Source organism: Mesorhizobium sp. M0184, assembly GCF_040322215.1.
GTDB lineage: Bacteria > Pseudomonadota > Alphaproteobacteria > Rhizobiales > Rhizobiaceae > Mesorhizobium.
Map to the genome: position 1 here is coordinate 138486 of NZ_JAMYSZ010000007.1, position 12515 is coordinate 151000.

Sequence of the window (12515 nt, forward strand, 5' to 3'; positions counted from 1 at the left end):
GGTGCGGAGCCGGCGCTCATAAATGCTACTTGGCGCAGGCGTCCGGCACCTTCGAATAGTCCCAGCCCTTGGTCGGTGCCGGATTGGCGAAGTAGGCGTCGAGCCATTCCTCCGGCATCGGATCCTTCGGCGGGACCGGGAAGATCGAGACGGCGTCCGGCGTCATGCAGTCCTTGTACCAGGCGCCGAGGTCGGCATTGTGCACCGGCGGAATCGGGATCAGCAGCGTGTTGAGCTTGGGCTTCTGCCCATCCAGCATGCGCGCCCCGACACGAAACAGCGTCTCGGCCGTCCAGTGCGGCAGAACCGCATGGCCTTCGAAGCGGTATTTGTCGGGATTGGCCTTCCAGTAGCCGAGCGCATCGCCGGTGATCGAGCCGGTGATCAGCGGGGCAGGGCGGCCGGCCTCGGCAAAGGCCTCGGCAACGACGCGGCTTTCGCTGCCCGTCGTCCACACCGCATCGATCGGCGCCGGATTGGTGGCGATCGCCTGCAGCACCGCCGTCTTGGTGACGTTGGCCGTCCAGTTGCCGTTGACGCTGCGCGAGACCTTGAGCTTTGAAATTTCGGCCAGCGCCTTGTCGCCGCCCTGGCGCTCCTGCACGACGATCGGATGACCGGCGATGCCTTCGACCAGAAGCACGCTGCCACCGTCCGGCATTGCTTTGCCGATCGCCGTCATCATGTCGTAGCCCCAGCGCGCATAGTTGGAATCGACATTGATCGCATTCGGGCTGGTCACCGACCCCGCTGCCGTGATGAAGGGGATGCCGGCTTTGGCTGCGGCATCGATGGCATCGTCCAGCGCCGTCGCCGAGCCGGGGATCGAGCTGATGATCGAGCATTTCTTGTCGATGAAGGCGCGGATCTGGTTGATCTGCTGACTGGCGTCGTTGTTGGAATCCGACACCTCGAAGCTCGCCACGGTGCCGTCGGCGATCAGGCCGTCGACCAGCCGCTTCAACTCCTTGGTCACGGTGACGCGCCACGGATTGCCCTGGTAGGACTCGGAGTGGCACCATTTCCATGGCTTTGGCGGCGGCGTGAAATTATCCCAGGCCGACGGCAGCACCTTTTGTGGCGCGCCGTCATATTGCGCCTTCAGTTCGGTCGGCAATCCAGCAATCACGCCCGAAACGTCTTGGGCGCAGGCTATGGTCGTGACCGATGCAAGTGCGGTTGCGGCCATAAGGCCGCGGATCAGGCTGTTCATGTTCTCCTCCGTTCGGTTGTTTCAGGCTCCTCCGCCGGCAACGCCGGACACCTGCGTCGAAAGGCTCTCCCGAAACAGGCGATTGAGATCGGCAACGACGCGAGCGGCATTGTGCCTTTCGCTCAGGCCGACATTGATGCGATCGGACGCCGCCTGCTGGAACGCCATGTAGCCGTCGTGCCGCGGCCTCACCCAGGCACCTTCGAGCGTAGCCCGCGTGTCCTCGTAGAAATTGCCGGCGGCGGCGTTGACGGCGGTATCCGCCCAGGCTGCCGCATGGCCGGGCTGGCCGCCGGCCGAGGCGTAAGGGCCGCGCTGCACCCCACCGCTGGCGATCCAGTAGGCGAAGTCGATTGCTTCCTGTCCGGCCTTCGAGAAGGCCGACACGGCGATGCCGGTCCCGCCGAGCGCCGAGCCTTTGGGGCCGGCATTGCCAGCGGCCGGGATATCCGCGAAAGCCAGGCGGTTGGGTCGAAACCCGGCGATGGCATAGGAGACATAGCCATAGATCAGCGGCGCGCAGGCGATCCGCGAGCCGGATCCGGCCATTTGCTCCAGAACCGCGATCGGATCCATGCCAAGACAGGCCGGGTCGACGAGAGCTGCGATCTCGCGCATCATCTCGAAGACCTGCTTGCCCGCTGCCGGATCCACATGGTCGCCAGGGCCTTCACCGGCGGGCCGTCCGAGATTGCCGGCAAGCGTGTAGAACACCATCAGCGCATGCGGCGGCCTGAGCGGCAACAGCACGTGGCCTTGCCGGGCCAGATCGAGAGCATCGGCCCAGCTCGCCGGCGCTGCCGAAAGCATGTCGGGCCGCCATGCCTGCACCTGGCTGGCCGCGTCGATCGGAAACGCCCACTGCCGGCCTTGCCAGTTGTAGCTCGGAAAGGACCGGCCGACACTGCCCGCCGCAAGTGCTGCACGTTCGGCTTCCCGGCCGGCGACATCGAGCGGCGCCAGGCAATTCTCGGCGGTGATCTGGCCGACATGCGGATGGTCGACGACGATCAGGTCGTAGGCACGGGCCAGTTCCTCGACCGGGAAGGATTCGAAATCCTGCAGCGAGCGCTTGTCCCATTCAACGGCGATGCCAGTTTGTTGCTTCCACAGTCTCGAACAGGCGACCATCGGGTCATAGCCGCGCGGATGGCTCCAGGTCATGCCTTTGAGCGTGACGTCGCTCACAGCCCGAACTCCGCGCGGATTTTTGCGCTGTGCTCGCCGATGCGTGGCGCGGCCCGCTCGACCTTCGCGCGGATGCCGTCTACCCTGAGCGGCGAGCGCGTGGTGAGGATCGAAACGTCATCCTCGCGCGTCACCGTCTGCAGCATGTCGAGGACCTGGAAGCCTTCGCTGGCCATCATTTCCGGCCAGCTCAAAACCTTGGCGCACCAGATGTCGGCAGGCTCGAGAATGGCAAGCCATTCGTCGACCGTCTTCGTTGCGATCTTTTGCGCGATGATCGCCTTGATCTCGTCGCGGGCGGTGAACCAGGTCGACGGCTGGTCGCGATAGGGCGCAAGTTCCTCGAGCCCGAGGAGATCGGCGAGTTTCGAGATCGGCGTCATGGCGATCGCCAGATAGCCGTCCTTGGCCGGATAGACGCCGTAGGGCGCCGAGAGATAGGCGTGCGCGCTGCGGAAGCTCGACCGCCGCGGCAGCCGGCGCCCGTCATTGAGATGCGTGGTCAGCACCTCGAACTGGAAGTCGACCAGCGCTTCGAGCAGGCTGGTCTCGACATGGCTGCCGTTGCCGGTCACGCCGCGCCGCACCAGTGCGGCGAGGATGCCTTGCGCGGCGGCGGAACCCGCCAGCATGTCGGCGATCGCCAGGCCGAAGGGCACCGGCCCTTGGTCCTCGTCGCCGTTCAGCCACATCACGCCGGAGCGGGCCTGCGCCAGCAGATCCTGCCCGGGCCGCTTGACCCACGGGCCTTCCTCGCCATAGCCGCTGATCGAGGCATAGACCAGGCGCGGATTGATCTTGCGCACCGCCTCGTAATCGAAGCCCAGGCGTTCGATGACGCCGGGCCTGAAATTCTGGATCAGCACGTCGGCCTTGGCCAGCAGGCCGCGCAGCGCCGCAAGGTCGGCCTCGTCCTTCAAGTCGATGGCAAGGCTTTCCTTGGCGCGGTTGATCGCATGGAAAATGGTGGAATCGCCGCCGATCTCGGTGTCGCTGAGATAGAGCCGGCGCGACAGGTCGCCGCCGTCCGGCCGTTCGATCTTGATGACGCGAGCGCCGAGGTCGAGCAGTCTGAGCGAGCAGTAGGGCCCGGACAAGAATTGGCTCATATCGACAACGATGAGCCCGGTCAGCGGCAGTTCGGCAATGGCAGCCATTGCCTATTTCTCCGTCTTGCCGGCGAAATCGGCCGGATTGCGGTACTTCACCGTCTGCAGGTGCTCGCAATAAAGCACGAGCTCGCCTTCACCCTTGAAGACTTCATAGCTGGCGCGGATCAGCCCCATTTCCTTGTATTTTGGCTTCTTGTCGAGGTTGGAGCGGATCGAATAGATCGTGTCGCCTATGAACACCGGCTTGATGAAGCGCAATTTGTCGTAGCCATACGAAAAGGCGTTAATGCAATTGGTGGCGACGAGACCGAGCCCGGCAGAGAACACGAAGGCCCCTGCCACCAGCCGCTTGCCGAAAATGCCTTGCGTTTCGGCGAACATCTGGTCCTGCACGTATGGATGGATGTCGAGCACCAGCGTGTTGAAGAGATGGCTGTCGCCCTCGGCAATGGTCCGGCGCAGCGAGCGGATCTTCTGGCCGACCGGCCAGTCTTCGTAGAACCAGTTCTCCGCGTTCCAGACGGGAAGGTCGGCGTGATCCCTAGGCATGTTGGCGGGGTGTGTCGATGCCACGCCCACGGTTGGCGCGAAACCGCTCATGACGACTTCCTCTGGGAGCGGGAATCGTCCATCAGGGCGCGCCGCAGACCAGCGAAATGCATGATCGATCCTCCCGTCAATCTTCTTTTGTGAATAGTATTTTCACATATGGGGTTGTGTTGCAAGCGTGAACAGGCGAAATTTTGCCGCTCCGTCGGGGCCAATGCCGGCGGAACAAGGGAGGAAGTGATGCAGAATGCCTGTCTGGTTTTCGTCGGCAGCCTCAATCGCGACGCCCCGTATTTTCGGGGCGCGCGCGGCATCGGGCTGGGTGTCTACAGTTTCGACGAAGGGACGCTGCAGACGAAGAAACTGGCCGAGACGGGAGACATCGACAATCCCACCTTCCTGTCGGTTACGCCGGCCGGCTCCCACGTCTATGCCAACTCAGAAGTGTTCACCTGGCGCGAAGGGGTGGTCTCGGCCTACCGTTTCGACAGGCAGACCGCCACGCTGTCCTACATCAACAAGCAGCCGACGCTGGGCAGCATCACGGCGCACAACACCATCACGCGCGACCGGACCAAGCTGCTGGTCGCCAATTACGGCATGGGCGAGGGCGGCCCCGATCGCTCGGTCGTGGTCTATGGGTTGGGTGAGAATGGCGGCCTGACAGCGCCGTTGTCGAGCGTTGCCCATAGCGGGACCGGACCAGATCCTGCCCGCCAGGAGCGGCCGCATGCCCATAGCGTAACCGAGACGGTTGCCGGCGGCATGGCGATCGTCGCTGACCTCGGCATCGACCGGCTGGTGTCCTATCGCATCGGCTCAGACGGCAGCCTGACGAAGCTCGCCGAGTCGGCGCTTGCGCCAGGCGCGGGTCCGCGCCATCTCGCACTGCATCCGGGCGGTCGCTTCGTGTTCGTCATGAACGAGCTGGATTCGACGGTTGTCTCGCTGGCGCTGGACGAAGCATCAGGCAAGCTTACGGTGATCGACAGCAAGCCGGCCGTGCCGCCCGAGGCGCGCGACGGCAATCACTGCGCCGACATCCAGATCTCGCCTGACGGCCGCTTTCTCTACGGCTCCAACCGCGGTCATGACAGCATCGTGGTGTTTTCGATCGACCAGCAAACCGGCAGGATTGCCCTTGTCGACTATACGCCTTGCGGCGGTGCCACGCCGCGCAATCTGGCACTGACGCCCTCGGGCGGCCATCTGTTCTCGGCCAACCAGAATGCCGACCGCATCTCGATTTTCGCCCGTGATGCCGCAACCGGCCGGCTGACCGACACCGGCCGATCCATCGAAATTGGCACGCCGATGTGCGTGAGGATCGTGCGTTGACGCGATCTCAGAACTCGAGCGCCTGCCTGAGTGCCGGGCCGCTCCTGACGCGCAAATCGAGGTCGGCCTCGATATGGTCGATGTGGTGCAGCATCAGCGCGCTGGCGCGTTCGGCATTGCCATTTTCCAGCGCCTCGAGGATCTGCGTGTGTTCGTTGTGGCCGCAGCTCGAGATGCCCGAGCGGCCATAGAGTGCGATCACCAGCGATGAACGAGCGACCAATTCCTCCATGAAGCGCTGCAGGATGACGTTTCCCGCGACCGACGCCAGAAGCAGGTGAAAATCCCCCGACGCCTTGATCTCCGATCGCCTTGCGTTCGGTCCGCGTTCGGCGATGAAACGGCCTTCTTCGTCGAGCTGGGCCTTGAACGCGGCGACATGCGCCGGCGTCATCCGTCCGGCGGCGGCAATCGCGATGCCTGGTTCGATGAGCCGGCGCGAAGCAAAAACCTGCCGCGCTTCCTCCGGCGACGGGTTGGCGACGAAGGCGCCGCGATTGCGCTCGGTGCGCACCAATCCCTCGAAGGAAAGCATCTGCAGTGCCGCACGCGCCACGGTGCGGCTGACATCGAACAGCGTGCCGACTTCGCCTTCGGAAAGCTTTGTTCCCGGCGCCAGCCGGCGATCGACGATCGCGTCGCGCAACTGGTCGCGGATCGCCTGCGCGCGATCCTCGTTGGCGGCCTCGATAGCAGGGAAGGTCTGGTCGGCAATGTTCATGGCAGTGGTCCTGCGTTCTTCTACCCTGAATCGCATCGCTTGGACGAGAGACAAAGTGAATACAGAGATAAAAAAGATTGCATACGATCTTTGCGAAGATCGGCGGCAATCGCCTATAATTTGTGCATTGCACAAGGGCGACGTATCGGCAGCTATATAGAGGCGGCCCTGATTTCTTCGAGGATTCAGTCGGTTGGTGCGGCGGCGCGTAACTGGCACGCATGATGCTTTGGCTAATCCGACCAAAGGGGAAGCTGGATGTCCAAAGCCGCCGAAATCGACATTGTGTCCGTTTCGAAAGTCTATGGCGCGACGACTGCCGTCGAAGGCATCAGCCTGAAAATCCCTGCGGGAACCTATTGCTGCCTGCTCGGTCCGTCCGGCTGTGGCAAGACCTCGACACTGCGCATGATCGCCGGGCACGAGAGCATATCGAGTGGCGACGTGCGTCTCGGCAACACGGTGGTCACCGACCTGCCGCCGGCCAGGCGCGGCACTGCCATGATGTTCCAGTCCTACGCACTGTTTCCGCATCTCGACCTGATCGACAATGTCGCCTTCAGCCTGAAGATGAAAGGCGTCGGCAAGGAGGAGCGCCGCGCCAAGGCACTCGACATGCTGAAGCTGATGCAGATGGAGGCCTATGCCAGCCGCCGCCCGGCGCAGCTTTCCGGCGGGCAGCAGCAGCGCGTTGCTCTTGCGCGCGCATTGATCACCGATCCCGAGGCGCTGTTGCTCGACGAACCGCTTTCGGCGCTCGATCCTTTCCTGAAGATCCGCATGCGAGCCGAACTGAAGAAGCTGCAGACGTCGCTCGGCATCACTTTCGTCCACGTCACCCACAGCCAGGAAGAGGCGATGGCGCTGGCCGACCTGATCGTGGTGATGAACGACGGCCGTATCGAGCAGGCGGCGCACCCTCGCACGGTGTTCGAGCGGCCGGCCACGGCCTTCGTCGCTCGTTTCATGGGCGACCACAATGTCATCTCCGGGCGCGTCGCCGGCAGTCGCGACGGCATGGTCGTTTTCGATGTGCCCGGCGGCGTCACGCTCGCCGCCAGCGGGCAGGGCAGGGAGACCGGGGAACCCATCGACATCGCCATTCGCACCGACCACGTGCGCATCGGCGAGCCGCCGGCAGCCGGGCTCGGCTTCACCGGCATCGTTTCAAACGTCGAGTACCGCGGTTCGACCGTGAAGCTCTCGGTCAATGGCGCCGGCATCGAGGATTTCACCGTAATCGTCGACGACACCAGCTTCTTCGCCAGGCCGGTTGCCGTCGGCGACGCAGTGCCGATCGCCTGGGACGCCGAGGACGCGATCGTCCTTGGCCGTCTCGATTCCTGAATCCAGCATAACCAACAAAAACAGGGGAACTGAACATGACCAACACCACCGACAAGAAGACTGGAATATCGCGACGTTCGCTGCTCAAGACAGGTGCCGCCGCCGTCGGTTTCGCCGCCGGTTCCGGCGCCATATCAGGCTTTCCGACCATCTGGGCGCAATCGAACATCACGCTGCGCCAGTTCGGCACCGGCGTATCCAACCTCAATGCCATCGCCGACAAGTGCAAGGCCGACCTCGGCATCACGCTGGAGATGACAGCAACCGATTCCGACGCCGCCGCGCAGCGCGCCGTGACGCAGCCCGACAGCTACGACATCGCCGACATCGAATACTGGATCTGCAAGAAGGTGTTCCCGACAGGCGTCCTGCAGCCGATGGATGTCACCAAGCTGAAATATTACGACGAGCTGGTGCCGCTGTTCAAAACCGGCAAGCTGACGCCGGACAGCGTCATTGCCCAGGGCACCGCGCCGCATACCGTCGGTTACGTCGAGGCGCAGGACAGCAAGGTCTTCGCCAAGGCGCCGACCAACTGGTTCACCATGGTGCCGACGATCTACAATGCCGATACGCTCGGCATCCGCCCCGACCTCGTCGGCCGCGATATCACCACCTGGGCCGACATCATGGATCCGGCCTTCAAGGGCAAGACCGCCATCCTCAACATCCCGTCGATCGGCATCATGGATGCGGCGATGATCATGGAAGCCACCGGCAATATCAAATATGCCGACAAGGGCAACATGACCAAGGAGGAGATCGACAAGACGATCGACTTCCTGATCAAGGCCAAGCAAGCCGGCCAGTTCCGCGCCTTCTGGAAATCCTTCGACGAGAGCGTCAACCTGATGGCTTCAGGCGAAGTGGTGATCCAGTCAATGTGGTCGCCGGCCGTGGCCGCGGTCCGCTCCAAGGGCATCGCGTGCCGGTTCCAGCCGCTCAAGGAAGGCTACCGCTCCTGGGGTGGCGGGCTTGGCCTGGCAGCCCATCTCTCCGGCGCCGAACTCGATGCCGCCTATGAATACATCAACTGGTACACGTCCGGCTGGGTTGGCGGCTATCTCAACCGCCAGGGCTATTACTCGGCCAACATGGTGTCGGCCAAGAAGTTCATGTCCGAGGACGAGTGGGGCTACTGGATCGAAGGCAAGCCGGCTAAGGGTGACATCCTGTCGCCGGACGGCAAAGTCATGGAAAAGGCAGGCGCCGTGCGTGACGGCGGCTCGTTCGAAGAGCGCATGGGCAAGGTCGCCTGCTGGAACTCGGTCATGGACGAGGACCGCTACATGGTGAAGCGCTGGAACGAGTTCATCGCTGCTTGATGCCCTCTGCCTTCTCCCCTTGTGGGAGAAGGTGGATTGGCGCGCAGCGCCAAGACGGTTGAGGGGTGCTGGACGGAGCACTGTTGGTGCCAAGCTGGAACACCCCTCATCCGACCGAGCTTCGCTCGGCCACCTTCTCCCACAGGGGGAGAAGGGAACACCCCTCAGTCACATCGCCGACTTCGACCGAGATATAGATGGCAGTAGCGCTCGAACAATCCACGCACGTTACGTCTGCAAAGCCTGCCAGACGTAGGCGCTCCTTTGCCGGAGTCGCACCCTATCTTCAGGCGGCACCGCTGGCGCTGATCCTCGGCGCGTTCCTCCTGCTGCCGATCCTGATGATCGCCGTGGTCTCATTCTGGGATTACGATTTCGCAGCGATGTATCCGGATTTCCTGACCACCAATTATTCCGACACGCTCGGCTCCTGGGTCACCTGGAAAACCTACCTGAACACGCTGAAATACGCCGCCATCGTCTGGGCGCTGACGCTGTTCATCGGTTTCTGGGTCGCGTATTTCCTTGCCTTCCATATCAGGACCACGGCCATGCAGATGGTGCTGTTCCTTGTCTGCACGGTGCCGTTCCTGACCTCCAACATCATCCGCATGATCTCGTGGATTCCGGTGCTTGGCCGCAATGGCCTGGTCAACTCGACGCTGGTGCAAATGGGGCTGATCCCGAAGCCGATCGAATGGCTGCTCTATTCCGAATTCGCCGTGGTGCTGGCCATGGTGCATCTCTATACGCTGTTCATGGTGACGCCGATCTTCAATACGCTGATGCGCATCGACAAGTCGTTGATAGAAGCCGCGCGCGACGCCGGCGCTTCCGGCTGGCAGGTTCTGTGGAACGTCGTCATTCCGCTCGCCAAGCCCGGCATGGCGATCGGCACCATTTTCGTCGTCACCCTGGTGATGGCCGACTTCTCGACGGTGCAGGTGATGTCCGGCGGGCAGAGCGCCTCCGTCGCGCTGATGATGAAGAACCAGATGTCGCTGCTGCAATATCCGGCAGCCGCCGCCAACGCCGTCGTGCTCTTGGTGCTGGTGCTGCTGATGGTCGCGGGCATCCTGCGCATCGTCGACATCCGCAAGGAGCTGTGAGGCGATGAGCCAGGACAAGCGCACCCTCGAATTCTATGTGTTGGCGGCGTTCTTCGGTCTTTTCGTGTTGTTCCTCTACGGCCCGCTTTCGGCGATCCTGATCCTCTCTTTCCAGGGCGAGAACGGCGGTCTGACATTTCCGCTGAACGGCGTGTCGCTGCACTGGTTCGCCAATTTGTTCGAGCGCCAGGCGGTCGGCGACTTCGGCGGCAGCTTCAAACGCTCGCTCGTCCTTGGCCTGATGGTGATGGTCGTCACTGTCGCCGTGTCGCTGCTCGCCGGCCTGGCCTTCCGGCAGAAATTTCGCGGCGCAACCGCACTGTTCTATCTGGCCGTCGCCAGCCTGGTCGTGCCGTCGATCATCATCAGTCTCGGCATCGGCGTCGTCTTCCAGCAGATCGGCTTCCGCCCCGCCTGGTACACCTCCGCTTTCGGCGCCCATCTGACCTGGACCTTGCCTTTCGGCGTGCTGATTATGTTTGCTGTCTTCAACCGGTTCTCGCCAGCCTATGAGGAAGCCGCGCGCGATCTCGGAGCATCGTCGTGGCAGACCTTTGCCCATGTCGTGCTGCCGATGATCGCGCCCAGCCTGATCGGCGTCGGCCTGTTCGGCTTCACTCTGTCATATGACGAGTTCGCCCGCACGCTGATGACCTCGGGCACGTTCAACACGTTGCCGCTCGAAATCTACGGCATGACGACGAATGTCACGACGCCGGTGCTCTATGCGCTGGGCACCGTGACGACCGTGTTTTCCTTCCTGGTGATCCTGCTGACGCTCGGCGCAATCGTCTATGTCGGCCGCCGCCGCGAGCGTGCCTGACAGTGCAGATCCTCGTCGTCAATCCAAACACCACCGCCAGCATGACCGACACTATCGCGGCGGCGGCCCGATCGGTCGCTGCTCAATCGACGAAGATCGTTGCCGTCACCTCGTCGATGGGACCTGTATCGATCGAAGGCTATTACGATGAAGCACTTGCCGTGCCCGGCCTGCTGGTCGAGATCGCCGCCGGCGAACGCTCGGGCGCGCAAGCCGCGATCATTGCCTGTTTCGACGACACCGGCCTCGATGCCGCGCGCGCCATGGCCAACATTCCGGTCATCGGCATTTGCGAGGCATCGCTCAGCACGGCCTCGTTCATCGCCCAGCGCTTCACCGTCGTCACCACCACCGGACGTTCGCGCGTGCCGGTCGAAGGGTTGGTGCAGCGCTATGGCATGGCAGGGCGCGCGCGTGTGCGCGCCGCCGACATCCCGGTTCTTGCCCTCGAAGATACGGCGTCCGACGCACTGCTCAGGCTGCGCAACGAGATTGCGCGCGCCATCGACGAGGATCGCGCCGAGGCGATCGTGCTCGGCTGTGCCGGCATGGCCGATCTGGCGGCGGCGCTGCAGCGGGAATTCGGGCTTCCGGTCATCGACGGCGTGGGCGCTGCCGTGAAACAGGCCGAGGCATTGATCGCCCTTGGCCTGACGACATCCAAGCGCGGCGCCTATGCAAGCCCGTTGGCAAAGTCTTATCATGGCGCGTTGAAATCCTTCGCGCCTGGCGCCGCCGAGTGATCGCAATGCCCCGAACGATCCGAACGCTCGCACGTGAAGAAGTGCAAACCCTTGTCGATTGGGCGGCGGCGGAAGGCTGGAATCCCGGCCTTAACGATGCCGCGTTGTTCCAGGCAGCCGACCCGCAGGGCTTCATCGGCGCCTTTATCGATGGCGAGATGGCGGCCGGCATTTCGGCCGTTGCCTATGGCGACGGTTTCGGCTTCATCGGCCTCTACATCTGCCGGCCGGACAGGCGTGGCCAAGGCCACGGCAAGGCAGTTTGGGATGCCGGCATGGCGCGGCTCGGCAACCGCACGATCGGCCTCGACGGCGTTGTCGAACAGCAGGCCAACTACCGCAGCATGGGTTTTGCACCGGCCTACCGGACGATCCGGTTCATGGGGTCGCCCAATGTCCCGGCAGCCGTCGGCAACGACATTCGCGCCATAGGGCCGGAACTCGTGCCGGACATACTGGACTATGACCGCCGCTTCTTTCCCGGCCCGAGGCGATCCTTCCTGGAACACTGGCTGCGCCCGCCGCATATGGCGCTTGCGATCCTCAAGCACGGCGCCATTGCGGGATACGGCGTCGCGCGCCAATGCCGGGACGGCTGCAAGATCGGCCCGCTCTTTGCCGACAGCCTGGACGCGGCAAGCCATCTCTTCGCCGCGCTCGCGCACATGTCCGGTCCCGGAAACGTCCATCTCGACGTTCCCGAAACCAGCCGGCAATTTGCAGACTTGCTGTCGTCCGCAGGCCTTCAACCGGGCTTCGAGACGGCTCGGATGTACAACGGAAAGGCGCCGCAGCTCATGCAGTCCGGAGTTTTTGCGATAACGACGTTGGAGTTGGGGTGAGGCGGTACAAGACGACTTCCAGTGCAAAGTCGGGCAACAGGACTACGCGGTCTATTTTTCCTGAACTGAAATGCCGGAATCGTCGATGCGAAGTTCCACGCCTTTCGGCCTAGTCTCCTCGCGATAAACGTAAATCCCCAACGCAATAACGGCGACGGCCAAAGCGCCGATGATGAGATAAAGATAGTTCTGCTTCATCCGCTGT

General features: G+C 63.0%; 13 protein-coding genes. 7 read left to right on the top strand and 6 right to left on the bottom strand.

Annotated elements, in window-relative coordinates:
* Positions 1 to 25: 25 nt before the first annotated feature.
* The 4 genes from NKJ23_RS11570 to NKJ23_RS11585 are packed head-to-tail and all read right to left on the bottom strand — an operon-like array spanning position 26 to position 4113.
* On the bottom strand, positions 26 to 1213 hold the full coding sequence (locus NKJ23_RS11570; protein ID WP_352680379.1) for an ABC transporter substrate-binding protein: 1188 nt from the start codon (positions 1211 to 1213) through the stop codon (positions 26 to 28).
* Positions 1214 to 1234: 21 nt separating this feature from the next.
* Positions 1235 to 2377, bottom strand: coding sequence for an extracellular solute-binding protein (locus tag NKJ23_RS11575; protein ID WP_352680448.1), 1143 nt, complete (start codon positions 2375 to 2377; stop codon positions 1235 to 1237).
* A 20-nt stretch (positions 2378 to 2397) separates the two neighbouring features.
* Entirely contained in the window at positions 2398 to 3558 is a 1161-nt protein-coding gene (locus NKJ23_RS11580; protein WP_352680380.1) for a CaiB/BaiF CoA transferase family protein, read from the bottom strand.
* A gap of 3 nt (positions 3559 to 3561) precedes the next feature.
* Complete coding sequence (locus NKJ23_RS11585) at positions 3562 to 4113, bottom strand: MaoC family dehydratase (protein ID WP_352455282.1); 552 nt, start codon at positions 4111 to 4113, stop codon at positions 3562 to 3564.
* Positions 4114 to 4302: 189 nt separating this feature from the next.
* Between NKJ23_RS11585 and NKJ23_RS11590 the strand changes: the two genes are divergently transcribed.
* Positions 4303 to 5400 (top strand): lactonase family protein, encoded by a 1098-nt coding sequence (locus tag NKJ23_RS11590; RefSeq protein WP_352680381.1) that lies wholly within the window; start codon positions 4303 to 4305, stop codon positions 5398 to 5400.
* A gap of 7 nt (positions 5401 to 5407) precedes the next feature.
* Here NKJ23_RS11590 and NKJ23_RS11595 read toward each other — a convergent pair whose 3' ends face one another.
* Entirely contained in the window at positions 5408 to 6121 is a 714-nt protein-coding gene (locus tag NKJ23_RS11595; RefSeq protein ID WP_023676076.1) for a GntR family transcriptional regulator, read from the bottom strand.
* A 258-nt stretch (positions 6122 to 6379) separates the two neighbouring features.
* Here NKJ23_RS11595 and NKJ23_RS11600 point away from each other — a divergent pair, with 258 nt between their 5' ends.
* The 6 genes from NKJ23_RS11600 to NKJ23_RS11625 all read left to right on the top strand — a co-directional run bounded on the left by NKJ23_RS11600 (position 6380) and on the right by NKJ23_RS11625 (position 12310).
* Positions 6380 to 7468 (top strand): ABC transporter ATP-binding protein, encoded by a 1089-nt coding sequence (locus NKJ23_RS11600; RefSeq protein WP_352680382.1) that lies wholly within the window; start codon positions 6380 to 6382, stop codon positions 7466 to 7468.
* 35 nt (positions 7469 to 7503) lie between these two features.
* Positions 7504 to 8793: an ABC transporter substrate-binding protein gene (locus NKJ23_RS11605; protein ID WP_352451581.1), complete on the top strand. Its 1290-nt coding sequence runs from the start codon at positions 7504 to 7506 to the stop codon at positions 8791 to 8793.
* 197 nt (positions 8794 to 8990) lie between these two features.
* Positions 8991 to 9902, top strand: coding sequence for an ABC transporter permease (locus NKJ23_RS11610; protein WP_352612193.1), 912 nt, complete (start codon positions 8991 to 8993; stop codon positions 9900 to 9902).
* Positions 9903 to 9906: 4 nt separating this feature from the next.
* Entirely contained in the window at positions 9907 to 10725 is an 819-nt protein-coding gene (locus tag NKJ23_RS11615) for an ABC transporter permease (RefSeq protein WP_352451583.1), read from the top strand.
* A 2-nt stretch (positions 10726 to 10727) separates the two neighbouring features.
* Positions 10728 to 11468: an aspartate/glutamate racemase family protein gene (locus tag NKJ23_RS11620; RefSeq protein WP_352680383.1), complete on the top strand. Its 741-nt coding sequence runs from the start codon at positions 10728 to 10730 to the stop codon at positions 11466 to 11468.
* Positions 11469 to 11473: 5 nt separating this feature from the next.
* A complete protein-coding gene (locus tag NKJ23_RS11625) occupies positions 11474 to 12310 on the top strand; it encodes a GNAT family N-acetyltransferase (RefSeq protein ID WP_352680384.1) in 837 nt (278 codons plus the stop codon).
* 51 nt (positions 12311 to 12361) lie between these two features.
* On the opposite strand, the gene NKJ23_RS11630 is transcribed toward NKJ23_RS11625, so the two are convergent.
* Positions 12362 to 12508, bottom strand: coding sequence for a hypothetical protein (locus NKJ23_RS11630; protein WP_352452379.1), 147 nt, complete (start codon positions 12506 to 12508; stop codon positions 12362 to 12364).
* Positions 12509 to 12515: the final 7 nt, after the last annotated feature.

Coding starts and splice junctions, on each gene's coding strand:
- NKJ23_RS11570 (WP_352680379.1), bottom strand. CDS start 1,213: ATGAACAGCCTGATCCGCGGCCTTATGGCCGCAACCGCACTTGCATCG.
- NKJ23_RS11575 (WP_352680448.1), bottom strand. CDS start 2,377: ATGACCTGGAGCCATCCGCGCGGCTATGACCCGATGGTCGCCTGTTCG.
- NKJ23_RS11580 (WP_352680380.1), bottom strand. CDS start 3,558: ATGGCTGCCATTGCCGAACTGCCGCTGACCGGGCTCATCGTTGTCGAT.
- NKJ23_RS11585 (WP_352455282.1), bottom strand. CDS start 4,113: ATGAGCGGTTTCGCGCCAACCGTGGGCGTGGCATCGACACACCCCGCC.
- NKJ23_RS11590 (WP_352680381.1), top strand. CDS start 4,303: ATGCAGAATGCCTGTCTGGTTTTCGTCGGCAGCCTCAATCGCGACGCC.
- NKJ23_RS11595 (WP_023676076.1), bottom strand. CDS start 6,121: ATGAACATTGCCGACCAGACCTTCCCTGCTATCGAGGCCGCCAACGAG.
- NKJ23_RS11600 (WP_352680382.1), top strand. CDS start 6,380: ATGTCCAAAGCCGCCGAAATCGACATTGTGTCCGTTTCGAAAGTCTAT.
- NKJ23_RS11605 (WP_352451581.1), top strand. CDS start 7,504: ATGACCAACACCACCGACAAGAAGACTGGAATATCGCGACGTTCGCTG.
- NKJ23_RS11610 (WP_352612193.1), top strand. CDS start 8,991: ATGGCAGTAGCGCTCGAACAATCCACGCACGTTACGTCTGCAAAGCCT.
- NKJ23_RS11615 (WP_352451583.1), top strand. CDS start 9,907: ATGAGCCAGGACAAGCGCACCCTCGAATTCTATGTGTTGGCGGCGTTC.
- NKJ23_RS11625 (WP_352680384.1), top strand. CDS start 11,474: ATGCCCCGAACGATCCGAACGCTCGCACGTGAAGAAGTGCAAACCCTT.
- NKJ23_RS11630 (WP_352452379.1), bottom strand. CDS start 12,508: ATGAAGCAGAACTATCTTTATCTCATCATCGGCGCTTTGGCCGTCGCC.